This is a genomic window from Psychrobacillus sp. FSL H8-0487 (assembly GCF_038008385.1).
GTDB lineage: Bacteria > Bacillota > Bacilli > Bacillales_A > Planococcaceae > Psychrobacillus > Psychrobacillus psychrotolerans.
This window is the reverse complement of the sequence record NZ_JBBOZA010000001.1, coordinates 650062-675296: the sequence shown is the minus strand read 5'-3', so window position 1 is coordinate 675296 and position 25235 is coordinate 650062. Positions and strand designations below refer to the sequence as shown.

The 25235-nt window shown below is 37.2% G+C and carries 29 protein-coding genes; 4 read left to right on the top strand and 25 right to left on the bottom strand.

The window, feature by feature from the left end; genetic code table 11:
* The 13 genes from MHI47_RS03365 to MHI47_RS03305 all read right to left on the bottom strand — a co-directional run bounded on the left by MHI47_RS03365 (position 1) and on the right by MHI47_RS03305 (position 11721).
* The gene (locus tag MHI47_RS03365; RefSeq protein WP_340829471.1) at positions 1 to 855 is read right to left on the bottom strand and encodes an anti-sigma factor domain-containing protein; all 855 of its coding nucleotides are present in this window, start codon (positions 853 to 855) and stop codon (positions 1 to 3) included.
* Positions 852 to 1601, bottom strand: a complete 750-nt coding sequence (gene sigI / locus MHI47_RS03360; RefSeq protein WP_340829469.1) for an RNA polymerase sigma-I factor — start codon at positions 1599 to 1601, stop codon at positions 852 to 854. The genes MHI47_RS03365 and sigI overlap by 4 nt, the downstream gene beginning before the upstream one ends.
* A 155-nt stretch (positions 1602 to 1756) precedes the next feature.
* Positions 1757 to 2461 carry a hypothetical protein gene (locus tag MHI47_RS03355; RefSeq protein ID WP_340829467.1) on the bottom strand — a complete coding sequence of 235 codons (705 nt, stop codon included), beginning with the start codon at positions 2459 to 2461 and terminating at the stop codon, positions 1757 to 1759.
* A gap of 225 nt (positions 2462 to 2686) precedes the next feature.
* Complete coding sequence (locus tag MHI47_RS03350; protein WP_340768268.1) at positions 2687 to 3064, bottom strand: hypothetical protein; 378 nt, start codon at positions 3062 to 3064, stop codon at positions 2687 to 2689.
* A 176-nt stretch (positions 3065 to 3240) separates the two neighbouring features.
* Entirely contained in the window at positions 3241 to 4152 is a 912-nt protein-coding gene (locus MHI47_RS03345; protein ID WP_340768266.1) for a DMT family transporter, read from the bottom strand.
* Between the two features lie 15 nt (positions 4153 to 4167).
* Positions 4168 to 5616 (bottom strand): sodium/pantothenate symporter, encoded by a 1449-nt coding sequence (gene panF / locus MHI47_RS03340; RefSeq protein WP_340829465.1) that lies wholly within the window; start codon positions 5614 to 5616, stop codon positions 4168 to 4170.
* Positions 5613 to 5879 carry a YhdT family protein gene (locus MHI47_RS03335; RefSeq protein WP_093538686.1) on the bottom strand — a complete coding sequence of 89 codons (267 nt, stop codon included), beginning with the start codon at positions 5877 to 5879 and terminating at the stop codon, positions 5613 to 5615. Before MHI47_RS03335 ends, panF begins: the two co-directional genes overlap by 4 nt.
* Before the next feature lie 378 nt (positions 5880 to 6257).
* The gene (locus MHI47_RS03330) at positions 6258 to 7517 is read right to left on the bottom strand and encodes an efflux RND transporter periplasmic adaptor subunit (RefSeq protein WP_340829463.1); all 1260 of its coding nucleotides are present in this window, start codon (positions 7515 to 7517) and stop codon (positions 6258 to 6260) included.
* Positions 7514 to 8194, bottom strand: a complete 681-nt coding sequence (locus MHI47_RS03325; protein ID WP_340829461.1) for a hypothetical protein — start codon at positions 8192 to 8194, stop codon at positions 7514 to 7516. Before MHI47_RS03325 ends, MHI47_RS03330 begins: the two co-directional genes overlap by 4 nt.
* Before the next feature lie 16 nt (positions 8195 to 8210).
* A complete protein-coding gene (locus MHI47_RS03320) occupies positions 8211 to 9584 on the bottom strand; it encodes a S41 family peptidase (RefSeq protein ID WP_340829459.1) in 1374 nt (457 codons plus the stop codon).
* A 50-nt stretch (positions 9585 to 9634) separates the two neighbouring features.
* Positions 9635 to 10447, bottom strand: coding sequence for a flagellin N-terminal helical domain-containing protein (locus MHI47_RS03315; RefSeq protein ID WP_340829457.1), 813 nt, complete (start codon positions 10445 to 10447; stop codon positions 9635 to 9637).
* Between the two features lie 414 nt (positions 10448 to 10861).
* Positions 10862 to 11302 carry a transcriptional regulator gene (locus MHI47_RS03310; RefSeq protein ID WP_093538691.1) on the bottom strand — a complete coding sequence of 147 codons (441 nt, stop codon included), beginning with the start codon at positions 11300 to 11302 and terminating at the stop codon, positions 10862 to 10864.
* A 191-nt stretch (positions 11303 to 11493) separates the two neighbouring features.
* Entirely contained in the window at positions 11494 to 11721 is a 228-nt protein-coding gene (locus tag MHI47_RS03305; protein WP_340829453.1) for a hypothetical protein, read from the bottom strand.
* A 312-nt stretch (positions 11722 to 12033) separates the two neighbouring features.
* Between MHI47_RS03305 and MHI47_RS03300 the strand changes: the two genes are divergently transcribed.
* From MHI47_RS03300 to MHI47_RS03290, 3 genes are all read left to right on the top strand, one after another.
* Positions 12034 to 12432, top strand: a complete 399-nt coding sequence (locus tag MHI47_RS03300; protein ID WP_340829452.1) for a helix-turn-helix domain-containing protein — start codon at positions 12034 to 12036, stop codon at positions 12430 to 12432.
* Positions 12433 to 12573: 141 nt separating this feature from the next.
* Entirely contained in the window at positions 12574 to 14154 is a 1581-nt protein-coding gene (locus MHI47_RS03295; RefSeq protein WP_340829449.1) for a hypothetical protein, read from the top strand.
* The gene (locus MHI47_RS03290; RefSeq protein ID WP_093538695.1) at positions 14151 to 16862 is read left to right on the top strand and encodes a DEAD/DEAH box helicase; all 2712 of its coding nucleotides are present in this window, start codon (positions 14151 to 14153) and stop codon (positions 16860 to 16862) included. The genes MHI47_RS03295 and MHI47_RS03290 overlap by 4 nt, the downstream gene beginning before the upstream one ends.
* A gap of 92 nt (positions 16863 to 16954) precedes the next feature.
* Here the strand turns inward: MHI47_RS03290 and MHI47_RS03285 are convergent, their stop codons facing one another.
* Positions 16955 to 17350 (bottom strand): single-stranded DNA-binding protein, encoded by a 396-nt coding sequence (locus MHI47_RS03285; RefSeq protein WP_340768255.1) that lies wholly within the window; start codon positions 17348 to 17350, stop codon positions 16955 to 16957.
* A gap of 253 nt (positions 17351 to 17603) precedes the next feature.
* Between MHI47_RS03285 and MHI47_RS03280 the strand changes: the two genes are divergently transcribed.
* Positions 17604 to 18029, top strand: coding sequence for a YwpF family protein (locus tag MHI47_RS03280; protein ID WP_093538697.1), 426 nt, complete (start codon positions 17604 to 17606; stop codon positions 18027 to 18029).
* Between the two features lie 250 nt (positions 18030 to 18279).
* Here the strand turns inward: MHI47_RS03280 and MHI47_RS03275 are convergent, their stop codons facing one another.
* The 11 genes from MHI47_RS03275 to spoIID form a co-directional block, all read right to left on the bottom strand.
* The gene (locus MHI47_RS03275) at positions 18280 to 18426 is read right to left on the bottom strand and encodes a hypothetical protein (protein WP_340829448.1); all 147 of its coding nucleotides are present in this window, start codon (positions 18424 to 18426) and stop codon (positions 18280 to 18282) included.
* Complete coding sequence (locus tag MHI47_RS03270; protein ID WP_340829446.1) at positions 18423 to 18671, bottom strand: hypothetical protein; 249 nt, start codon at positions 18669 to 18671, stop codon at positions 18423 to 18425. Before MHI47_RS03270 ends, MHI47_RS03275 begins: the two co-directional genes overlap by 4 nt.
* Positions 18672 to 18760: 89 nt before the next feature.
* Positions 18761 to 19150 (bottom strand): hypothetical protein, encoded by a 390-nt coding sequence (locus MHI47_RS03265; protein ID WP_340768252.1) that lies wholly within the window; start codon positions 19148 to 19150, stop codon positions 18761 to 18763.
* Between the two features lie 63 nt (positions 19151 to 19213).
* Complete coding sequence (gene fabZ / locus MHI47_RS03260) at positions 19214 to 19654, bottom strand: 3-hydroxyacyl-ACP dehydratase FabZ (protein ID WP_340768251.1); 441 nt, start codon at positions 19652 to 19654, stop codon at positions 19214 to 19216.
* 28 nt (positions 19655 to 19682) lie between these two features.
* Positions 19683 to 19958: a DNA-directed RNA polymerase subunit beta gene (locus MHI47_RS03255; protein ID WP_340768250.1), complete on the bottom strand. Its 276-nt coding sequence runs from the start codon at positions 19956 to 19958 to the stop codon at positions 19683 to 19685.
* 24 nt (positions 19959 to 19982) lie between these two features.
* Positions 19983 to 20822 (bottom strand): flagellar hook-basal body protein, encoded by an 840-nt coding sequence (locus MHI47_RS03250; RefSeq protein ID WP_340768248.1) that lies wholly within the window; start codon positions 20820 to 20822, stop codon positions 19983 to 19985.
* A 43-nt stretch (positions 20823 to 20865) separates the two neighbouring features.
* Complete coding sequence (locus tag MHI47_RS03245) at positions 20866 to 21705, bottom strand: flagellar hook-basal body protein (RefSeq protein ID WP_340829445.1); 840 nt, start codon at positions 21703 to 21705, stop codon at positions 20866 to 20868.
* A 67-nt stretch (positions 21706 to 21772) separates the two neighbouring features.
* The gene (locus MHI47_RS03240) at positions 21773 to 22765 is read right to left on the bottom strand and encodes a rod shape-determining protein (RefSeq protein WP_340829443.1); all 993 of its coding nucleotides are present in this window, start codon (positions 22763 to 22765) and stop codon (positions 21773 to 21775) included.
* A 397-nt stretch (positions 22766 to 23162) separates the two neighbouring features.
* The gene (locus tag MHI47_RS03235; RefSeq protein ID WP_093538704.1) at positions 23163 to 23435 is read right to left on the bottom strand and encodes a sporulation transcriptional regulator SpoIIID; all 273 of its coding nucleotides are present in this window, start codon (positions 23433 to 23435) and stop codon (positions 23163 to 23165) included.
* 68 nt (positions 23436 to 23503) lie between these two features.
* Positions 23504 to 24169: a M23 family metallopeptidase gene (locus MHI47_RS03230; protein ID WP_093538705.1), complete on the bottom strand. Its 666-nt coding sequence runs from the start codon at positions 24167 to 24169 to the stop codon at positions 23504 to 23506.
* A 31-nt stretch (positions 24170 to 24200) separates the two neighbouring features.
* Positions 24201 to 25094, bottom strand: coding sequence for a stage II sporulation protein D (gene spoIID, locus MHI47_RS03225; RefSeq protein WP_340829441.1), 894 nt, complete (start codon positions 25092 to 25094; stop codon positions 24201 to 24203).
* Positions 25095 to 25235: the final 141 nt, after the last annotated feature.

The following is a 25235-nucleotide window of genomic DNA, read 5'->3' as shown; positions in this document are numbered from 1 at the left end:
TTAGTTATTAGCATTTTTATTGTTACCATTATTCTTATTGGCATTGTTTCCGTTATTTGATTTGTCCTCGTTCTTTTTCTTTTCTTGACCTGGGACTTTGTTGGAATTATTTGTTGGTTTGTTTTCTTTAGGTTGTGCTTTATTTTCATTTGATTTGTCTTTTGTCTCGTTGTTCTTAACTGGTTTTTCAATAGGCGAGTTCTTTGGTTCCGTTTTTGTTGCTGGTATATTTGGGTTTGGTAACTTTTCTTCTTTTTTAATTTGACCTGGAGGCTTTGCGTTTTCTTCTTTAGGTTTCGTGTTTTTTGGTTCTGGTTCGATAGAATTCTCTTGTGGAAAAGGTTTTTTATTCACTTCTTGTACTGCTTTTTCAATTTGTTTTTTTAGCTTCGGTTTATCTTCTTTTTCATAAACCGTTGTTACTGCAAGTTCGTTCTTATCCGTACTTATTTGTTCTACCGCTTTTGCTAACACCAAGTCCATTGGTTGTCCTTCCCAATCACTCATTGTTTCTTTGGAGGATTGAAGGGAAATAACTTTGCCGTCCTCATCTACGCCAATTTCAATAGTCGAATCACCTTCTACCTGTATATAGGCGTATGCAGTAGTAGCTTTGGGAAACCACGATGCTACTAAAAATAGGAGGAGGATTGCTGCTATTAAGGCCGGCGCTATGAAAATAGGTTTCATCCGTCTTTTAGATGTGGTTGAAGCAATTAAATGAAACGCTGCTTCTTCACCTATTTGAACGTCTGCAATAAGTGGAACTCCACGAAGAAACTCGCCATTTTCTGTAAGAAAAACAGTGTAGCTTGCCTTTTTTTCACAAACAATGCCCCTATATTTTCGCATCATATGATTTCTCCTTTCACGTAGTCTTTTATATAAACGAAGTCACTATTTAATAGAAGTACGACTGCAATAATGTACTTTCGTTGCCGTTCAAGTGTTTTTCTCGACACTTCTACTAGTGCTTCCAATTCTTTCAAAGGGAGTTTTTTAGTTTTCATTAATAGTGTGTACAGTTCCTCTGAATCTGCGATAATTTGAGCAATTTGAAAGGCTGTTTTTCTAGCGTCTTTATGTTTCGGCGCTGCTATTGTTAACTCGTCAAAGGATAGTTTAAAGCTTGATAATAGATCGCTGTATTTCAACAGTTCATCTTGCCTTGATAGTGTAAATTGTTCTTCTGAGTATGTAGTTACTGCATGCTGTTTTAATAAAAAATGGGCATCCGCTGATGCATTGTCATCAGTATCAAACAGTAATTCTTTTTTATTGCGAATTGTTTCTTTCCGGATAAAATCAATAATGCGTCTTTTTATAATTAAATGGGCAAAGGTTTGGAAGGAAGTATTTTCAGAAGGATTGTATGCATTGATCGCTTCGTGACATCCATTTAACGCAATGCTGAATTCTTCATCTTGCTCCTCAATAGGTCGTTTACAAATGAAACTGGCGGTTTTTTTCGCAAATTGGGTATGGGCAAAAAGGAGGTCATTTAGAACCTCCTTGTCCCCTGCTTGCGCTTTTTTAATAAGCTCTTGCATATTCTGTTTTGGTTTTGTTTTGAATAGACCTTGCATTATTGACAAGAGCATACATACCCTCCGTTCCCACATTTCCCTTAGGCAATAAGTATACTTTAGCTAAAGGGAGAATGAAAATCGGTATTAATTTTAGATTACTAGACGAAATTAAAAGTATCTACACGATTTATTTCATCTCTAATAATAGTGTTTTAGTCAAAATGGATTTATTTTTGGTTTTTGTTCTCTTTGTGTTCTTGCTTTTCAGCTTTACGCTCTTCTTTTAACGCGTTCTTATCTTCTTTATGCTCAGCGTGTAATGCTTTTCGTTCTTCTTTTTGTTCTTGTTGTAGAGCTTTTCTTTCTTCTTTTTCTGCTTGTTTTATTTCTTTTTTAGGTTGTTTTACAGTCTCTTTCACTACTGGTTCTTTTTCAACATGCTTTACTACAGGTGTTTCCGTTACAGGTATTTCTGTTTTTGGCTGCTCCATCACAGGAGGTTGTACAATAGGATCTTCTTTTTTAGGTTCTGTTTGTTTTGGTTCTTCTTGTTTAATTGGCTCTGGAGTTTCTGCTTGTTTAGCTTCAAATTTTGCAATAGCGCGTTCTGCATTGCGTTTAATCGCAGCTTTAGCAGTTTCATTACCAGCATTTTCATAGGCTTTAGAAAGGGCTACTAAGTTTCCAGCGTTGTATCCTTCTGGAATCTCAATATCCATGCCTACTGTATCGCCTGTTGTCACAACCGGTGTCACAGTGTCTGGTGTCGAAGTTTTCGGCACTTCAACTGTTTCCGTTTCTTTTTGATCAAGCACTTTGTTCAAGTCTACCGTATCGAACAAATTTTCGTTTGCCCAAGCATAACTCGCTCCTGTTACCGTCATTGTAGCTACTAATAATGCTGCGCCAGTTTTTTTAAATTTCATCTGCATAGTTACATCACCTCGAATTGGATTTTGTCTTTTTGTTTCGACACTTAGTTATTCGGTGAGGTTGTCCTTTTTATGGGGGTCGGGTGGATAAATTTTATTTACTTACGGATGAGTGCGGAATACTGGAGTTTGCTGAGTGGTTACTCGTGGTCGAGAGGTGGTTGCTCTTACTCTCGGAACTACGCGGTATATCCCCATTTTCAGTCCAACAAAAAAACGAGCACATTAATTGTGTTCGCTTTTGTGGAGTACATGCATGCCTTGGAGTAGAGTTTTGGCATCTTCGTTTAGGTATTGTTTAATGTCTTCATTGATGAAGAGTTCTGCGTTGTTATTCACTATTAGTTTGAGGCCTGTGAGATCAAATTTCGTAGCGTATTTATTTATAGAATAGATTACGGTCATCTCATGACGGCTTAGTGGTTTTTCACCTGTATCTTTTTTCTGTTTGATGATATCAAACATTGCTCTGGTATTGCCACGTAACAGCTGTCTATTTTTTGTTAGTAACTCTATGTTTTCTTCAATATACTTTCTGGCTGATACTAAGTCTAGACTATCAATACTTTTGTTTAGTTGTTTTAATAGTTCTGGAAAGTCCATAATATCCCCCATCTCTTTTGTGAAATAGCCTTTATATAAGTATAGGCTAAAGGATACTTGCTGTATATGGACACAATGCACCTAGAAGAATGCCATTTGTAATATTTTCACCAGAGATCGGGGATCTGTTGAGATACTTTTGAATTATGTTGAATTTCTCTAATAGTGTCAAAGAACTATTCTTTTGCAGCTAATTTTCTTTTTTTCCATAAATCTTCTGCAGCTCCTGAGCCTAGCATAACGCCTGCCACGATTAAGATTAGTCCAAGGAAATGGTTGAGGTGCAGCACTTCCCCTAAGAATAGTGCAGAAATTATTAATGCAAATATAGGATTTAAGTTCATGAATATTGCCGCTTTCGTTGCACCCGCTTGACCTATCGCATAGTTGTATATAAGGTGACCAATTGCGGTACTGACAACTGCTGAAGCAAAGAAAACTGCCCAAAAGGTTGGCGTTGTGTTAGCAAATTGTTTAATAGCTCCAGGTTCTTGAATAAAACTAATGACAAATAGGAATACCGCACCGATTAGAAGCATATAGACTGTCAATAATCGTGGGTCCAATGTTCGTGCAGCCTTACTAACGACCATGAAGCTTAATACTTGCACAAATATTGCTAGAAATACGTAGAAATCTCCTAGGTTTGCTCCCATTGTTTCACTACCAATGAGAATGGAAACCGCAATCCCAGCTAGACCAAGTACTAGCCCCAACCATTGAAATTTTGATGGGTAGTACTTTAAAATGATTGCTGCTGATATCGCTGTAAGCATAGGTCCAGTTCCTAAGATTAAGCCTCCATGAGTTGCACTAGTGATGGATAAGCCCATATTAAGAAAATAATGATGCGCCACCACATTAGTAAGCGTTCCGAGTAAAATGTACTTCCACTCACTGCGCGATGGTTTACGTAGTAATTTCATTTTCCATAAAATCACGACAACGACTAACCCTGCTACTAGTATTCGAAATGCAGTAAGTGTTACGGGTGGGACTGCTTCCACCATGTATTTGAGTAGTGAAACGTTAGCTCCCCAAGCGAACATGACAAATACGAGCATTGCATATATTTTCCATTGTTTCATCTGAGGATCTCCTTATTAATATATATATTTTGTTTTATTGATCAATAAACTGAATGTCACGTAAGCAATGAGTGATAAGACAACCGGGATTACTACTGTATGTAAATCAAATAAGTTTCCATATGCCAGATTGTAAAAGTGGAGCGCAATATAGGAGACAATTCCAGTAATCATCGATGCAATAGCCCCGTATTTATTGCCATATGACCAGTATAATCCTAGCACAATCGGCCAAATAAAGGCTGCCTCAAGTCCTCCAAAAGCAAATAAGTTTAAGAATATTAATAGTTCTGGTGGATTCAATGCCAATAAAAAGACAATGCTGCCTAAAATTGCGGTTACACCAAAACTTAAAGTTTTAACCTTCTTCTCAGTTACATTTGGATTAATATAGTTAATATAAACGTCTTTCACAATAGAAGAACTTACAAGAATAAGCAAGGAATCTACTGTTGACATAATTGCAGCAAGTGGCGCAGCTAGCACGATACCAGCGAGCCAAGCAGGAAGAATTTTCAATGCGACAAGCGGAATCACCGTATCTGCTACTTCGATTCCTGGCATTACCGGTCGAGCAAAAATACCGATGAGATGCATATTCAGCATGATGAAACCAGTGACAAGCGTTCCAATTACTAATGCACGGTGCATAGAGCGCGTATTTTTGTACGACATTGCTCGTACTGCCATTTGTGGGAGACCTACGACCCCTACTCCTACAAGGATCCAAAAGGATGACACATAGGCGGCAGATAAATTCCCTTCGTTACCGTATGGCGTCACTAAATTTGGATTTTCATTCAAAAGGTCCTGCATGATATTCGGTACTCCACCACCCGCAATAATGACTGCGATTAGTAGGATGAGCGTTCCAATTACCATAACCCCGCCTTGCACAGCATCTGTCACTGCCACTGCTCGGAAACCACCAATAACTACATAAACTAAAACTGATACAGCAAAAATAAATAATGCCGTCGTATACTTCAGACCAGTTAGCGATTCGATTAAACGACCGCCACCAACCCATTGGGCGGTCATAGCGGAAAACAAAAAGATAATGATACTAGCAGCAGCCAGTAAAACAACTGCTTTACTATCGCTATAGCGTACTTTCAGAAAATCTATTAATGTAATTGCGTTATATTTTCGAGCTAAAATGGCAAACTTTTTCCCGAGAATAAGGAGCACAAAATAACTCGTCACTACTTGAGTCATCGCAAGTAACACCCAGCCAAATCCCATCGTATAGGCAGTTCCTGGTCCACCTAGGAAACTGGAGGCACTACCATATGTAGCAACCATCGTCATTGCCAATACAAATCCGCCTAGCTCACGACCACCTAAAAAGTACTCCTGTAAAAATCCACCTGTCGATTCTTCTAATTTCTTACTAGACCAAAAGCCAATGAAAAAAATAATGGCAAGAAAAATGACCATTGGGATGATTACTTGTATATTCACTGTTCATCCCCCTCTTCCTCTAACGAAACATCCTTCAACACGAATTTCACCAGTATAATAACTGTAATTGCCACAAGTATAAAACCAACAATACAACTATAAAAAAACCAATCTGGAAATCCTAGAATATATGAATATTCCTCTACTGGTTTCGAGCCAAGCCCATATGCAAAACCAAACCACCATATAAAATGTACAATTGCCAGTGCAACACCAATCAGTGCTTCTCTATGCGCAATCTTAAATCTAGGATCCATTGTCATCCACTCCTGCCGTTCGTAATGTATCACTCTAGTATAACGAAGTTAAATTCAGTTGTTAATAGGGGTTTTTAAAGAGATTGGAAGTTTTGGAGTTTAGCATGTCTCTCATATACTGCTTATTCGCTCTCGCATGAAGATAAATCTCTCTCGTATATACTGATTTTGCTCTCTTATTGGCGACACTCTCTCGTATATGCCTGCCTCGCTCTCATATAGAGGCTATTCCCTCTCGCATGAAGACAATTCTCTCTCGTATATACTAGTTTTTGCCCTTGTATAGTCGACATTCTCTCGTATAGCTAGAAACCTCTCTCATACAGCCACTTCTCCAAAAAACAACCGAACAGCGCAATGCTTTTCGGTTGTTTTCAATGATATTTATTTGTAAGTTAAGTATTTCACGTAGTCTTTCCAGCTGACTGATTTGATGCTATTCCAGGTTGGAAGGTCTACTGGGAATGGTAGAAATACTTCGGCATTGTCTGTTTTTTGGTCATCATTTAGGACGATGTTGCCATTGCTTATCCCTTCTGAAATAATAGCATGCTGTTTCAAGTCGAACGGTACGGTTACAGGTGTACGAACGATTCTGCCCTCACTTGAAAGTGTATAAACTTCTGCTGCATTTTCGGAGCGGTTGAGTAACCATTTTGAGTTTACCTGCACAGCATTCTCTGCCTGGTTCGTAGTGATTACTGAATTTAGATTTGCGGCAAATGGCAAGACTTCCAATGGTTCTGCTAACTGAATTTGCACTTCATACAACGGTTCGTCCATTTTGCTTGCAAATTGTTCGTATGCTGTTAACCATTTAGATGCATTAGCAGGTACTTGTACTTTGCTTAAAATACTTCCTTCTACTACTCCATCACGGTGAGTTGAGTAGTTTTTCACGCTTTGACCTTCTTCAATATCATGCCATTCAGATTCTTTTACGTAAGTAATGACTGATTTTTCATTTGCAAATAAGTGAATGAAGTATTTTCCATTGCGTTCTTCAATAGTTGAAACAGTGCCACTTATTGGGCTTAATAAAGAAAGTTCCCCTGAATCCTGTGCAAGCTGAGCATCGACAATTTGAAGTTTACGATCTACTTCTGCTAGTTTTTGTTTCGCTTCCGCTATCCCTTGAGCAAAATTACCATCTTGCGATACGTTAACGTCCACTTGGACATTTACATCGACAATCTCGTCTGCCGTGCCCCCAGTTGCCTGTCCATTACTCGATGAACTAGGATCGGCTCCATAACGATCGGATTCCAGGTCGCTTATGATTTCATTAAGCTCTGATTGCTCTTGCATATAGGCCTGCTGCTCTGTTTCCCATAGCATGCGTTGGTCTTCAGCAGAATTTGTTTTGAGTGTAGCAAGATCACTACCTTCCTCTACTGAATCTCCTTCTGCTACAATGACATCATTCACAGCTTCTACATCAATCGCTACGGACATCTCATTAGCAGGAATTACAATGGATTCTTTTTCGATTTCCGTAGCATATGTATTTTCATTTGCCCGTTCATAATCACTCACATAAAATGTTCTACTGATTTGACTTTTATCTGAATAGATGAGAACCGCATTAGCTCCTATAAAGGTAGCGACGACTATGGAAATCCCTATAGTTAACCATTTATTCATTTGGTTTGCCCCCCTTCGACCCATGACTCAATTGGGAGTATTTGAAAGCCAGCTGTAATAAAAGCTAAAACTATTTGAATTGCTACTAACAAGAAGAATAATTTACGTGCAGATAGCGTAGTAAAAGCTCGTAAAAAATGATATTGAATAGCAATTATTAATGCAGTAATCAAGGATAATTCATTGAAGAAATGATTGAAATAGGTATGTTCTAGAAACGTAGCTGCTAATGGTCCAAATGAAAGGACTGAGTAATCGGTTGTGTAGCCAACTACAGCATATAAGAAATAGTTAAGTGCTTTTTCCATTAAAAGAATTGCAACAACGAATAGTTGTAGAATTGCTACTTTGGATAATTCTACTTTAGTAAACTTATGTAAAATATACGAGATTAAAAAGAAATGAAGGGCCATGTATAATAACGACCAAATAATAGTTCCTATTAAAGATATGATTCTAGCAATCGTAAATGTATCTTCATAGCCGTTGACAAATAGAGCTGTTAGTTCTTCTGTGTGTAGTCCCCAAATATCTCTTAGTGCAAATAATAGGACTCCAAAGATTGCGACGAACCATACGCGACTTTGAAAGTCTCTCATCGTGGCTTCTTCCTTTAAAGAGACAATGAGATCATTTCTGTTAAACAGGTATTTCCAAAAACGAAATTCAAAAAACATTCCAGTGTTCCCCCTCTTATGGTTGAACAGTTACTTCCACATAAGCACCATTTCTCATCATAGTTCCTGCATTTGTTTGGAATGTCGGATGAATGAGAAGTAGATAGGCTGCTCCTTTTTCTAGTGGTGCTGTTGGTGTGACAACGAACTGTTTTGATGATTTTGCTTTAATAGTAACCGGGACCTTGTTGGTAGATCCTAATTTCACTAGTTCCACTTTTTGCTTTGTATTTTCTACTACAGTGCCGGAAAAAGTAATAGTGAATTGTTTCGTTGTCGGTACATTAAGTAATGCGGACATCTTTTTATAGTTTTTATATGATTCTACTAATGCGTCTTGATGCGCTTGTAATAATTCGTATCCAACTTCTGTTTCGTAGTTGGGCTTCACACCCTTTTTGTGGATAAGCGTTCCCTTAGGGCCAGTAAAGTTTGCAACTGTCAATTTTATAATTGATTCATCTGAAAGACTAAAGAATGATTGCATGGAACCTTTTCCATATGTAGTTTGACCATAGAGAGTTGCCGATTTTTGATCTAGTAATGCGGCTGCAGTCATTTCTGAAGCACTTGCACTATACCCATTCACCAGCACTTTCGTATTGGCAGGAAACAACGAGGGTTGCTTCGTCGATTTAGTTAATGTAGTCTCTTTTGTGGTAATAATTTTAAACGCATCAGGACTGTTTGGAAATAGACCAATAAGTTCTTCTGCTGTATGTACATATCCTCCGCCATTATTACGCAAGTCCAGTATAAATGAAGTTGCACCCTTCTTTTCTAGATCCACTTTTGCTTTTTGTACAAGAACTGCTCCATCATCAGAAAATGAATTCATACTTATATATCCAACACTACCAGCTAAGAGTTCTTTTGTTACTACAGGAATCGTAAACTTCTTTCGCGTTATGTTAAATACTTGTTTGGAATTGTTACTGATCAATATCTGTAATTGGACGGCGGTTCCTTCTTTACCTGTAATCATCGAAGATGCTTGTTGTATTGACATACCATTAGTTGCGATACCATCAACAGAAAGGATAATATCACCAGGTGATATACCAGCTTGAGCAGCTGCTCCTCCTTCAAATGTGCCGATAACTTGAATTCCCTTCGGATGTTCTTCAATTGTCACTCCAATGCCAATCGTCGTATTATTGATGGAATTCGTGTATGCCTCAAATTCTTCCCTCGTAAAATAAGTAGAGTAGGGATCTAACTGTTTCATTATCTCATCAATAGAATCTATGTCTACTATATTAGAAGGAATTTCTCCTTTGTAGTACTCACTAACTAAACTTTTCACTTCATCCAGCGGTGCCGCTGATGAAGAAAACGGTGCTGAGATTAAACCGATAAAGATTACTGCAAGGACAGTAAACCTCTTCATCCCATTTCCCCCTTTTTGTTTTCTATAAACCTATCTTAACTGAAATAGTGTTACTTTAGTAGCTGTAGTACACTTTGTGCTTGCTGCATATGCAAGCTTAGGACATATTGGTTGGCTTGCATTAATATACTTGCTTTAGTGAGCGCCATCATTTCCTTTGCAATATCTACATCCCTAATTCTAGATTCGGCCGCAGTCAGGTTTTCTTCCATATTAAGTGCATTATTATATGCATGCTCCATACGATTTGTATATGCTCCCATTTTGGACCGTTCACTTGATACCTTTTGAATAGCTTTATCGAGCTCTTCCATTGCTTTATCTGCACCGTCTCTAGTAGAAATAGATAGATTCTGTATTCCAATATTAGTAGCACCCATATTGCCAAATGACAATTCAATAAATTGCCCTGCATTAGCACCTACTTGGATTTTAATAGAATTTTGGGAGCCATCTAATAAAGGCTTTGTATTAAATTCCGTATCTTTAGAAATTCTAGTGACTTCTTTTTTTAGTTCTTCAAACTCTATCGCCATTTGATCTCGATCTGAATTGGTCAGCGTATCATTAGCTGATTGAACACTAAGTTCTCTCATCCTTTGCAAAATAGAATGAGTTTCATTCAGCGCACCTTCTGCAGTTTGGACAAGGGAAATTCCATCTTGGGTATTCCTCGAAGCCTGTCCAAGCCCCCGAATTTGGGCACGCATTTTTTCAGATATAGCTAGACCAGCTGGATCATCCCCCGCTCGATTGATACGATATCCAGAAGAAATACGTTCCATGGACTTATTTATCATTGCATATTGAGAGTTCATATTCCTTAAAATAGATAGTCCAGTAGAATTCCATTTCCCAAGCATCCTATCAACTCCCTTTATCGTTATATCGTCATATTTATATTATACTTCACCTTTCTACACTATGCTTTTCTTACTGTATGTGAATATGAAGATTTAATTCGTTAAAAAGTGACTAACTCCTTCCTTTATTGGACAGGATAAGTGAAACTTTTGAACTTATTTTACGACAAATTAAATAATCGAGTTATTTCCCGGGAAATTGACAGGAAAGGAGCTTATATATATGAAAATCGACAAGTTTGGATTTAATTGGGGGGATATTTTGTTTGGAGTACTCGGATCCAGTGGTTTTGTGTTGTTCCTTCACTTTTTTACCTCTTACTAATTTAGATAACACATAAAAACACCTACCGAAATATCTCTACTCGTTAGGTGTTTTCTATTTAATAAAGTTATACAATGTAACAGCCTCCGTTAATTTTCATTATACTGTTGTAGTTTGTTAAATAACTCCTCATCTCTCATCGTCAATGCAAAGTCAAACATGCGCTCTAAATTTTGTTCTTCTAGTAGTTTGATGACTTCTTCTGTTCCTTCAATTGATCCTTCTTGTGTATCTATTTGATTTGCTTCTTCTAAAATGGTTTGTAGATGTGTATGAATATCCGACACAAGCAATAATTGATAAAGTGGAAGTCGAATAAATCTATTCCCTTTTTGAAAAACAAATACTTCCGATAAATTTTCTACCTGTAATGTCTGCGCATTTAAAATAATCTCCTTGCCCTCTACCGGTATAAAATGAAAAAGCTCATCATCTTTCCTTATGGAAAAGTATTGATAGGCAAACACCATCTTTATACTGTTGCCTTCATACTTTGTATAAAATGGTTTCATTAATTGTACAAGTATCATATGCTACTCTCCTTTCGTTAATAGAATTTTCTGATTACTATTAGTTTATCACATTTTCTTTTTTTCGTGTAGTTAATGGCTTAAAATATTTGTCTGTTGAAAATAGGTTACTTACGCTGTACATTGGCTACTTTCCCTCGAGCATATGCCAAAAAGCGAATGTGGTACCCATTCGCTTTTTATGTGTGTCTTTATTTTCCCGTAGTTTTTGGTTTATTTCTTCCTTTTGCTATCGTAAAAAAACCAAACAACTTTGGATTATATTCAACGATAAACGTGTTAAAGACTTTTTCTATAACTTTTGTTTGGTTAAGTTCTCCTTCATGTTCTAAGTAAAAAGATAATAAGTCGGCTTTATAATCTAATTTTAAATCATAAACCATGAAATCCTCTGCAACTATTTGATCAATCTGAGTCATCTCGTTTTCACTATATCCACTAAAATACTCTATATACTTTTTCTTCACACCAATAACCTTTACTTCTCCTTCATTTCTTCTTGCATGATTTCGCAGTAATGTTAAAAAAGACGGTATGTATAATTGTATTTTTTCGACTGCTATCTTCCCCTTTCCACGGAACTTATCCCTATATTTTCTATTTATGTTACTCGTTGTATATTCCTTATACTATAGATATTCATTCCTTTCATGGTTATCTCCAATTTGGCGATTTTTATTCATCTTCTCTTTAATTTCGCTATTCTTGCATTGTATATGGGAGGGATGAATTTGGCATTTTGGGAGCATTTGCGGGCTTATCGTGAAAAACTAGATATTACACAAACAGAAGCTGCTAAAGTATTAGGTATTGACCATTCCGCATTATCAAAATATGAAAAAGGCAGTCTTGGTATATCAATAGAGTTACTGACTAAAATAAAAGAAAAATATAAAATTCCAGACGAGCAATTTTTATATATGCTTCAAGATAAGCGCTACAAAAGCGAAAACCCTATTTTAGAAGCGAGAGAAAGTAAAGCAAGATACATAGAAACTTTTCAAGATGAGTATATAGATAAAGTTATTCACTTAAAAGAGTATCGTGATCTTACTATGGATATTGTCAATTATGCGGACAATGACAAAGATCGAAGAAACTACATTTTAAATCGTTGGAAAAAAGATTAGAGCTTTTACTTATATCACTATAAGTAAAGGCTTTTTTGTTTTTACTAAGCCATTTATTCGAATTATTTTAGGTTCGGCTTTTAATAAGTAGGTTTTAAACGTATAATGGAAGGAAAGCCTTTTTTCTTAGGAGAGATCCGTTTGAACCTTACTACTTATCAAAAACTTGCATCCCATTATAATAAGCAAATCCATAAGTCTATGGATACGATTGCGAACAAGTTACATCCTTCTATGTTAGAGGATGAAGAGCTTGTTCGTCGTGCCGCTTTTTTTGTTCGTAATGGTGCGGTTTCTATATCGAATTATTTACCTCAAGAGCATCGAGTCGATTTTACGGTACGCGATGTAACGAATATTGAGGTGAACTATCATATTACAAAAGATAGTTTTCACTGTCCTTGTCCTATACACAAGCCGTGTAGACATATTGTGGCAGCGGTTTTCTACCTTTATCAACAAAATGATTCTTTGTCTACATGGATTTCTGATTGGCGTTCTAAAGCTGATCAAGTCCAATTGACTTTGCTAAAAGATGAACGTAGTCCTAGAAGTTGGGATATTATAGTCGAAAACTTTTTCCGTAAATTTATTTCGAATTACCCACCAACTAGTTTTTATTTACTTGAGTTTGCTATTCATGATTTAAAATCGCAAATTCGAAAGTCACGCCCATTTGAACGTGAATGGCAGCCTATTTTCGACGTATATGTAGAGCTTTCTATCCTCATAAAATCTTGGCCTTATATTGAACCTCTTGCACAGTCAAATATGCAAAATCGAGTTCTTCACTTTTTAAATGAGTATCTAGATGAGCTTAATGATCATTTAAACCAATTATCTTCGAAGCCGCGAATGTTTGCAGCAGATCCTTTTTATGAAGAAATAATGGTGAGAGTTCAGCATTTTTACTTTGATATGGAAAACCTTGTACATTACCGAAAGCAAGTGTATCTATCCTTTTGGGAAGCACTCGTAACAGACAAAAATAAACGTCTGAAAGAAGTAAAATATTTAGAAGCCTTAGAAACTATAGAAGATGGTATTCATTTAAATATGGTACTTCCATACTTTTACTTAACTTTATCCATGACTGATGAACTATTATTAGCTGCTGAGAAAATGGAAGGAAACCAGTTACTTGAGTGGGTGGAAGTATGTGAAAAAGCACTTCAAACGGGTAAAAAAGAGTTAGGTACAAACTTGGCACGACAGCTACTGCCTCACGTCTCTTATTATTTAAACGAAGTTATACAAAATCCATCCCGAGTTGTACTCATCCGTCGATTAGAACTTTTATTTGATACGGTTCAGTTGCACCCTGCAGAGTTAGAAAAATTATATCAATCATTTGGACTGTATGGTTTGCAGTCTTATTCGAATTTACTCATTAAGGAAAAGCGTTACTATGATTGGATGGCACTTCATCAATCGGCTAATTCTTCATTGGAGTATGCAGAAGCCTGTGGACTTTCGATTATTAAGGAAGAAGCTCCAGATGTATTACTTCCACTTTACCATGACTATGCAATGCGTTTCATCCAGGAGAAAAACCGTTATAGCTACAAACAAGCTGTCCGAATTTGGAAAAAGATGAAACAAGTTGCTAAAAAATCGAATAACATTGACTATTGGAATGATTACGTAGAAAATGTTCGCGAGAAGTATCGTCGTCTTCGTGCTTTGCAACAAGAAATAGAGAAAGGAAACCTGCCACTATGACTCAGCCTTTATCTATTACAAAAGAATTCCCTTTAAATGTTCATCCTTTAGAAAACGGACACTTTCGCTTAGCCTCGATCACTGTACCTGCTGAAAAATGGGTACCGTCCTTATATTTGAATCACCGAGAAAGTTTTTTCGGTCTAAACGCTCAAATAGAAGATAATGCACTAATTGCATCACCAGTTGAATTAGTCGAGCTTTTTTCTAGAAAAATGCATCCATTCACAGTGTTTGATGGTGTCAATGATGATTCAAATAATTGGCTGGATATCTTTAAAGAAACTGCAAAGGTTTGGGCAACTCCTGACTTATGGAATTTCATAAATATAGAAGAAAACGAACTTAATGTTACTGCTCCAATTACTGACAAAGGGCAAACACTCCTTGTGAACGCTGTGAAACAAAAACTGTTCCAAGCTGGTTTATCCATGGAGGATGTAGAAGCACTCATACCATTTTTCCAACGTGGAGGATGGCCGATAAAGTCTCAGACTACACATCCAAGCTTACTTGTCGCACTGAGATTGTCAGAACCAGAGGCAATGGAGGATACATGGCTTCTAGAAACAGTAGTCCGTGGGAAAAAAAGCAGTGTTTACTGGACACCTGCATATCGAAAAAAATCATTAGCTATTAGCGAAGCACTTCCAGATAAATGGAGTGAATTTAGTGATTATATAGAGGAAACACAGTCTAAGATATTTTCTCTTATCTCTTCGATTGATCGAATTAATACAGAAACATTCTATTCTTCTACATTAACAGATGAAGAAGTGCGGATGTTTCTTCGCGATGATTTAGTAAAACTACAAGCATTAGGATTCGAGGTAGTTCTCCCAGCTTGGCTTAAAGCGGTTAAGGATACAAAAATGCGTGTAAAAACAGTTGCTAAGACAGCCAATTCTTATAAAACCACTGCTGGTTTAAATGAGATACTGCAATTTAACTGGAGTTTTTCTTTGAACGGACAAGAGATTTCAGCTGATGAGTTCCAACAAATGGTCACTGAAAATCGCTCGTTTATACAAGCTGGTAATGAATGGTTCCGTATTGATTCCGCATGGATGCATGAAGTTCGAGAGCTTATAAGAAAATCAGAGGATGAGAATTGGACAGTAAAAGAGTTGCTGTTCCGTGAAATTCCTGAAGAACTTGCTCTTGCACTTGATGACGATGAGGAAACGGATGTGGACCCGTTGTTTGCATTTGAAATGCAAAAGTCCTTGCAAACGATAATGACACAGCTATCAGAGAAAAAAGGATTTCCTGCAGTGGAAATCTCTCCTAACTTATTGACTACTTTACGCCCTTATCAACAGCAAGGGTTAGAGTGGCTTGTCTTCATGCGAAATGAAAAATTCGGAGCCTGCCTTGCCGATGATATGGGTCTTGGAAAAACAGTGCAGTTGATAGCTTACCTTCTGCATGTCCATGAGAATACAGAACAGCCCACCCCTTCGCTTATTATTTGTCCAACTTCTGTGTTAGGAAACTGGCAAAAAGAAATTGCGAAGTTTGCACCTTCACTTAAAGTGCAGACACATTATGGTTCTTCACGAACAAAAGAAATCGATTTAACAAGTGATGTAGTTCTTACTACATTTGGAACTGCCATGCAGGATATTGAATCACTTACAGAAATCACATGGACCAGTGTTACTTTAGATGAAGCACAGAACATTAAAAATATGCATACAAAACAATCTCGTGCTATCCGCAAGTTAACAGGTGGTCATCATATCGCTTTAACTGGGACACCCGTGGAAAATAGATTATCCGAACTATGGTCGATCTTTGACTTTATCCATAAAGGTTATTTGGGCTCGTTCCGTAAGTTCCAAGAAAATTATATAGCACTTATTGAACGGGATAATTCCGACGCTACGAAACATAAATTGCGTCTTAAAATTCAGCCTTTCTTACTAAGAAGAACGAAACAAGATCCTGAGCTTCTGCTTAACTTACCTGAAAAGTTGGAGCAACGAGAGTACTGTGCGCTCACTACCGAGCAAGCTGCATTGTATGAATCGCTTATACAAGAAACTGTCAGCAAGCTTGACACACTGACTGGATTTGAGAAAAAAGGTCTCATTCTGAAAATGTTAAGTAAGTTGAAACAGCTTTGTAATCACCCTGCCCTTTACTTAAAAGAGCCATTTGATGATGCGGAGGATATGCTTGAGCGCTCCGAAAAATTAGCTCAAATTGTGACACTTGCTGGTGAGATTGCAGCACGTGGAGAGCAATGTCTAATCTTTACTCAGTATATTGGGATGGGTCATTTGCTTCAACATTGTTTAACGGAACTATATGAAATAGATGCTCCATTTTTGACTGGTAGTATGCCTAAAAATCAGCGTGATCATTTGGTAGAAGCATTCCAGGCTAAAGAGTTCCCAGTATTCCTATTATCCTTGAAGGCTGGTGGAACTGGCTTAAATCTGACTGCTGCTAGCCATGTACTCCATGCCGATCGTTGGTGGAATCCTGCAGTAGAAAATCAAGCGACAGATCGTGCTTATCGTATTGGACAGACAAACTTTGTACATGTCCATAAGTTCATCACGATTGGTACAATTGAAGAGAAAATTGATAAATTACTCGTCGAGAAACAAGCTTTATCAGAGGAGTTAATCCATTCTAGTCAGTGGATCACTGAAATGTCGGATAATGATATTAAAGAATTACTAACATTGTCAATTTAATCGTTTTTATTAAAACCCCTGACCATTAAAATTTTGGTCAGGGGTTTTCCTCTTTTGATAATCATTGACTAAGATTGCGGTCTTATCAATCATTAAACTGGTAGTTGGTTTGGTGTTACTGGAAATTCAAAATCACTCTCACTATTCGTCTTTATTGATTGTCCTGGTTGTTCCTCGTCTCGTTTCTTTGTTGCTAAAAATCGGATGTCCTCCACAACTATTTCTGTAACGAATACCCTTGCTCCAGCTTCCTTCTCATACGACCTTGTATTGAGTCTGCCTGTTATCCCCACCAGCGACCCTTTGCCACAATACTTAACTGTTGTTTCCGCGAGCTTCCCCCAAATTGTACATAATACAAAGTCCGCTTCATCATTTTTATAGCTTTTATTTACAGCGACGATGAAATTCGTTTGCATTCTCCCCTCAGATAAATGCTTTAATTGTGGAGATTTCGTCATACGTCCTATTATTGAAACAGTGTTCAATCTGTCACCTCCTTTACTGTTAGCACTATCATACTGTCAGTGTAAATTGTTGGCAAAAGCTAACAATTCATTTTCCAACCCGTTTTCAGGCTAAAAATAGCATTCTTAAAAATTCTTTTTTTATAACTCCACCTATAGATGGTTTTGAACTTTCAATAATGCTATTTTGGTAGTTTGTACAATTATTTTTTTCCACTGAATTACCTATGTTATAATGAGAACTAATTAATGCTTTTCCAAAGGGGATTTGTGCATGAAAACATTCAAGATGATTTCAGTGAGTATTATTTCAGATCATGAAGAAGTTCCAATAGCCATTGAAGATGGTATCGTTATTAACCAAGAAAACTCTAGCCGTTCATGGATTTTAGAACTATTTACGGACCAAAATTACGAAGCATATTTCAATGAATTAAAAATGTCTAATAAGGTATATGTTGTGAAAGTGATTATCTCCTATCCAGAAAATGAGCCTGCTCATTTTGAAGTGGTAACCTACTCTGTGAAACAAATCGGCGATCATCTATCTGTGTTGCTTAGAGGTACGCTAAAACGCGTCAGAAGAAAGTATGCTGAGTCATTGCTAGCAGAACTAATCGAAGACGGCTTAACAGGTGAAGATTTACTTTCTAAGTTTGAAAGCGATATGAAAACACGACCTGCCTTAAAGGATGATTAATAATTTTGAGATAGCGAAATCCCTGTTAAACACTGCCGGGATTTTTTTGTTGAAAATTTATTGAGCATTTTTGTAGTATGTTGTTTACTTGCGGTCCTAATGATTTTAACTTGCTTAATTTATTTGGGTTACTTCCTATGTTTAGCGGCTGCTTTCATTGCGTTTTACTAGCGAAACGGGATTCTTTCCCATTAAAAAAGATGCTGATCCCAATTTTTAGGAGTCAGCATCTTTTTTGTTCATTCATTTACTATTTATTAGCATCTTTATCATCAATTAACTCGTCATCATCGTGGTCTGTGCTTGGTTCTTTAATCCATTTGCCATCGTTAGGTACATTTCCGTTATCCGTTCCAGTACCATCAACATTATCATTGATACCTGGTTCGCCGTTCATTGTCCCATTGTCCCATTGTCCATTGTTCCATTATTAGTTCCACCATTGATGTTGCCATCGTTTACCGTTCCATTCCCACCGTTATCCATTCCGTTGTTTGTGTTCGGCGATGGAGTATTAATATCGTCTCGAACATCCTCCATTGGAGTTTCGTTGTTGTCAGGAATTACCTCATCATCATTGTTGTTACACCCAACTAATAGAAAAGAGCATAACGCTACAGTAGGAATGACTTTTTTCCACATAAAAAAATTCCTCCTTTCTTAGATATCGTCATCACTTATTTGTGACTTACGATAGGTTATCCAAGAAAAAAGGAACTATCCTATGGGATTTATACCTGTTTTTGCATTTCGTTCAAAAGTGCTTCTACGTATAAAGCTTCTGCTTTACAGCCATATTTAAAATGAGTATCTAATTTTTCTTGCATGATTTCAATCGAAGCAATTAACTCTTCATTAATAGGCTCTGACAAAATTTTCTCAATTATAGTATTTATTTTTAGTGCTATTTCTTCATGGAATTCCGGACTCTCTTTAATCTCTTGTGGAACTTTCTGAAACCAAGTCGCAGACTCAACTATATATACTTGCCAACTTTTCACAAAGTCCTCTATACTAAAAAGTTCTTCATCCCATTTGATATTAGTCATATAAATTTCAAATGCCTTTGTAATTGATCTAGTAATACTACTTTTAATCCCTGCTGATAACTCATTATACATGAAACATAAAACCTCCTACTTTATCACAAATCTATATAATCCAACTAATTATATTTAAACAAATTATTCTTTCTCTACTACAGGTCCTAGTGCAAAAAGTATGTCTGTTTCACAAACTAATTCTCCATCTACTGTTGCGATTCCGTGACCTTTTCCCATTGGTCCACGAAGTTTTGTTAATTCAACTTCTAATTTCAGCTGGTCGCCAGGTTTCACTTGGCGCTTAAATCGACAATTATCAATTCCAGTAAAGAACGCAAGTCTTCCTTTATTTTCTGGGATTTGAAGAACTGCGACAGCTCCTACTTGAGCAAGAGCTTCTACGATTAGTACTCCAGGCATTACTGGATATCCTGGAAAATGACCATTGAAGAATTCTTCGTTAATCGTTACATTTTTTAGCCCTACCGCACGTTTACCTTCTTCTAATTCTAGAATTTTATCTATCATAAGAAATGGATAGCGATGCGGTAAAATTGCTTGAACTTGCTCTGTTGTTAACATAGAATCATCCTCCAATAAATCATCGTTATTATTTGCCATCTTTAATATCAATCATATGCTGATAGGTTTCCCATTTTAATGCATTTTTCGGTTCGCCTTCGCCTAGAAGACCATATCCTACCATTAACCCTGCCATCCCTGTTCCAACTAAGAGTAGAATTACGAATAGTATACGCAACCATATGGGGAACATGCGGATTTGTACCCATTTGGTTGGCCCAGTCTTTTCAGCTTGCTTTATTGTTTTTTGCCCTTTTTCTAATCTACGCTGTTGTCTAGCAGAAATTTTACTTTCTTCTGTCATAAACACAACTCCTTACACGAATAATTATCTAATGCCATTAATAAGTCCCATCATCTGATCCGCTATTGTAATAGAACGAGCATTGAACTGATAAGAACGTTGTGCTGTCATTAGGTCTGTCATCTCTTTAGATGTATCCACATTAGACAACTCTAACATACCATTTGCCATAGCTATTTCTCCGCGGTTTGCACCTTGTAAATCTGTCATAATTTCCTCTGCGTTTAACCCTAACTCTTCTAGGTTATTTGGCATTGCAATATACGTTCCAGATAGTTGCTCCATTGCATTTGGCTTTTGTAGTACAGAAACCGCTAATTCGCGTTGTTGTGTAGTTCCGTCTGGATATGTTGCTGTTAAAATTCCTGTTTCATTTATACTAAAATCCGTAACACCATCCGGAATGGTTATTGCTTGTCCCCCTGCATTAGCGACTGGGTAACCATCACCGTTCACTAGCATAAGCTGTCCATTTTCCATTGGCGAAACATAAAAGGCACCCTGACGCGTATAAGCTGTCTGTTGTCCGTTTTCTCCATCCGGCATAAGCACATTAAAATATTGCTTTGGCTCTTGAAAAGCAAAATCTAAATTACGGTCGGTAGATTGGAGACTACCTTGCTTCCAGTTCATTTGCGTCTGCGCAAGTGCTGCACCAACACCGTAACGAATTCCTGTAGGTGAATCTCGTTCGACTTTATCTAATTTATCATTATTGTATTGTTGATATAATAGTTCTTGGAATTTAGCATCTTTTGCTTTGTAGCCATGCGTACCGGTATTGGAAAGGTTATTCCCAATGATATCTATTTGGCTTTGCAGTTGCGACATTGTGTTCGTCGCTGTAATTAACGTGCGTAGCATTTAAGCCTACCTCTTTTCATTGTTAAAGATTGTAATAGCTTTATTAATTCACACGGCCTACTTCATTAACAGCTTTGTCCATACTTCTATCGTAGGCTTGAAGTACTTTTTGGTTTGCTTCAAATGCACGATACGCAGTTAACATATCAGTCATTGTTCTAGCAGTGTCCACATTTGAACCTTCAATATAACCTTGTTGCATCGTAAAAGTAACATTATCTATGTCATAAGCAGATGGGAGATCAGTACCATCAACTGATCGGTATAGTCCATTATCTTGCTTTACAAGTGTATTTGGTTGACTAGAAAAAGATACACCAATTCTGGCTACTGCCACATTATCGACTAAAATCTGACCACTTGAATCTACCTGGAAATCATCATTTTGTAGCTGAATCCGTTGACCTTCTGAATCCAATACATGTAGACCTTGGGGATTCGTTAAGTATCCTGCACCATCTAGTGTGAAATTCGCATTTCGCGTGTATGCCTCTCCTTCAGTAGGATGCTGCAAACGATAAAACACGGCTCCTGTTTGTCCTGTTTCTTCATCCACTGGCAGTGAACCATTGATTAGTGCTATATCTGTATTTAAGTCTGTTTGCAGGAGTTGGCCTTGAGACATCAATGCCATTGTTTCTTGCATATATACACCTGTACTTAAAGCCCCAACTTGAGAATCATATTTACCACTAATAGGATCCTTAGTTGGAATTTGAGTTGGTCCCAGTCTAGACATAAGCATTTCCGGGAATGAGCGTATCGTCGATTGATCAGCTTTAAAACCTGGTGTATTTGCATTTGCCATATTATTTGTTAATAATTCTGTTCGACGCTGTTGTGCAATCATTCCTGATGCAACTGTAGTAAATCCACGGAACATAAAAAAGCCTCCTCTATCTAATGCAATAAGCATACGGACATTTTTTCGCTCCGCAGATACTATGCATTTATCTTCTTGATATTTTGTCAATATTATCTAACATAATCCCAGTTCCTATTGCGACACAATCCATTGGGTTTTCAGCTATGAATACCGGTACTTTTAACTCTTCCATCAACAAATGGTCCATTCCGTGTAAAAGAGCTCCCCCTCCTGTAATAATCACTCCACGATCAATAATATCCGCAGATAGCTCAGGTGGTGTTTTTTCTAATACATTTTTGGCAGCTTGGACAATACCCGACACCGATTCTCGTAATGCTTTTTCTATTTCTTCCGAACCAATTGTTATCGTTCTAGGGAGTCCAGTGACCATGTCCCGCCCACGAATATCCATCTCTTCATGGCGACTGTCAGGGAAAACAGTACCTATTGCAATTTTAATATTTTCTGCAGTACGTTCCCCTATTAAAAGCTTATACTCTTTTTTAATATATTGGAGAATGTCATTATCAAAAACATCTCCTGCAATTTTAATCGATTCACTTGTAACGATATCACCCATGGAAAGTACTGCAACATCTGTTGTACCTCCACCGATATCTACCACCATATTACCACTCGGTTGGAAAATATCCATTCCTGCTCCAATTGCGGCTACTTTTGGCTCTTCTTCTAAATAGATTTTCTTGCCACCAGACTTCTCAGCTGCTTCACGTATCGCCTTTTGTTCTACACTAGTAATGTTTGTTGGGCAACAGATTAAAATACGAGGTTTGGATAAGAATCCTTTTACATTTAATTTATTGATAAAATGCTTAAGCATTGCTTCTGTCACGTCAAAATCAGCAATTACACCATCTTGTAATGGTCGAATTGCTATAATATTCCCTGGGGTTCTTCCGACCATTTGTCTTGCTTCTTCACCAACAGCAAGTACTTTTTTGGTGTTTCTATCTATAGCAACGACTGAGGGTTCGTTTAAAACAATCCCTTTTCCTTTTACATGTATTAAAACATTTGCTGTACCTAAATCTATTCCTATATCCTTTGCAAACATTACTGATGTTTCTCCTTCCTTGCTAAAACCATTATGTATATTAGTCGATCTGTTTCTAACTTTAAATTTTATCATAGTTCTATTAGAAATACACGTTATTTAACAATAAAATCTGTGAAAAAATGGCATGAAAATAGTGTCTAAATAACTACTATGATGTGCAACTATAGATTTATTTCCAGATGAGGTAATATTATAAGGACTTGGACAGAATTGATTTAAAGAATCAACTTTTTGGAGAGGTGTAGACGAGGGGTTGCGGCTCCTGTAAGCACATCACTTCCGCCTGTGGTTAGCACACAACTGAAACGGAATTAAATCTTTTTATTTTGTTTTTTAGCAAGCTTTTATTAATTGAATCTATTAAGAAATAATAAGAAAAAGCCGTGATCAGTTACTAATCACGACATCTTCTATCTTCTTTTCTAGTTTTCCACTTTCTTTTCGTCGCTTCTCCACCTCGTAAATGCCTGACAGATTTATGATACGCTAAAATTTCTTTTACTTCTTTTGCCAATTGCGGATCTACTAAGTGGAGTCTTTCCGTCAAATCCTTGTGCACAGTGCTTTTGGAATGACCGGTTGTGCTTGCGATTGCACGGACAGTTTTTTTAGTCTCAATGACCATCTCACCTAAACGTATGCATCTATGACGAATCGTTTCGTGCACTAACTCTTCCTTTCGTTAGTAAAGGAACACTTTCCATCAATTTATGCATACGCTTTAGTTATTATGAATTAAAATGCTAGCAAGGTCTCTGGATTTACTAAAACACCATCTTGCAGTACTTCAAATTGTAAATGAACTCCAGCTGTTGGGTTCCATTCATTCTCTGTAGCCGTTGCAAGTGAGTCTCCTTGTTCTACCACGTCTCCAACTTTTACTAGAATACCAGTGACTGAGCGATATTTGGTTACCATACCATTTGCATGTGACAAGACGATTTCATCCCCAACAAATGGATCTAAATTGACTGCTTCTACTTTTCCACTCATTGCTGCAACTACTTCAAACGGTTCACTATTCATAGTTAGAGATACGCCTGTATTCATTACATAACTATGATCGAATACGAGTATCGACTTTTCTCGAGTCGACTCATCCGCTTCCATATCGTAAAAATGCTGTACGATTTCCACGTTATCTAGCAGAGTCTCTTTAAAAGGGTATTTCATCGATTCTGCTTGGGCATTTGTTTCAATCGTTACTGAGTTGGGGTCCTTACTTGCATCTGTCCATTCTGAGTCTTTTACAGAATCATCGCTGACGTACACATTATAGCCCCAAATCATACCTACAAAAGCTACCGAAAAACCTGCATAAATCAGTGGCCAAAACCATGGCTTTTTCGGGGTATTATTGTTCTTCTTCTGAGAAGTATTGTTCTTTTGTTCTTCTCTCATTTTCATCACCTCTATTTGCATTGTTTGCAAATCAAGGAGATTTTAAACATGGTGAGAATTTTTTTATTTCTGTACCTTTGTAATAATGAAGTAAAATGTCGGCTGCCAATACAGAATCGTTAGCAAGCACTTCCGCCCCGTACTGACTCATCCCCACGCCGTGTCCATATCCAACCGTGTCAACTATTACTTTATCAGACTGAAAAGTTACGGTGAAGTCAGTAGAGGGTAGTCCTAAAAGTGTTCGAACTTCACGGCCTGTCCATGTCTTACCATTCATCTGAACAGATTCTACCCGGTCCGTATCCGTTTTTGTTATTTTAAAAGTTTTAGGTATATTTGCCGTCCATTTTATATTAAAAGCTTTTGACCATTCTCCATGGGTAAATTCAAATTGCTTTGTTCTATTTAGAGCATATAGTTCCTCCGATTCACTCGGAACAGAGACTAAGTAAGGAATAGAATTACCACTATAATTTTCTGCACTTTCTGTTTGACCGTTGCTAGAAGAGAAGAACATCGCAGTAATTAGTTGGTCTTTATAGACAATAATTTCTCCCTCTGTGGCAGCGATGACCTTTTTAAGTTTGTCCTCATATTGTTGGAAGGACTCCCCCCACTTTTTCTTCCGATCTTCCTCACTAACGTACACTTGCTTTAATACAGTTTTGTCTATTGGTTTTTGACCATATTTCGTATCTCTTAATACATATGTCCTTGCTGCTATAGATTGCGCTTTTAATGCCTCTTCATGAAACGTAACAGGCATTTCAGCTGCCACTACTCCAAGAACATAAGTTTCTAAAGGAATCTTCTCCTTAACCCCTTTCACTTCGATTAGTATTGGACAAGCAATTTCGAGTTCCGATGTTGGCGGTGGTACCGTTTCTTCTTGTGGTTTTTCTTTTATTAATAAAAACGGCAAAAACAGGAGGGCTATGCATAGGATTATAAAAAGTATGTTTTGTTTCATAGAGTTACTATATGCACATATTAAGAGACTGATGATTAGATTAAAAGATAATCTATATAAGAGGAGGTTCAGTTTTATAAATATATACTTGCT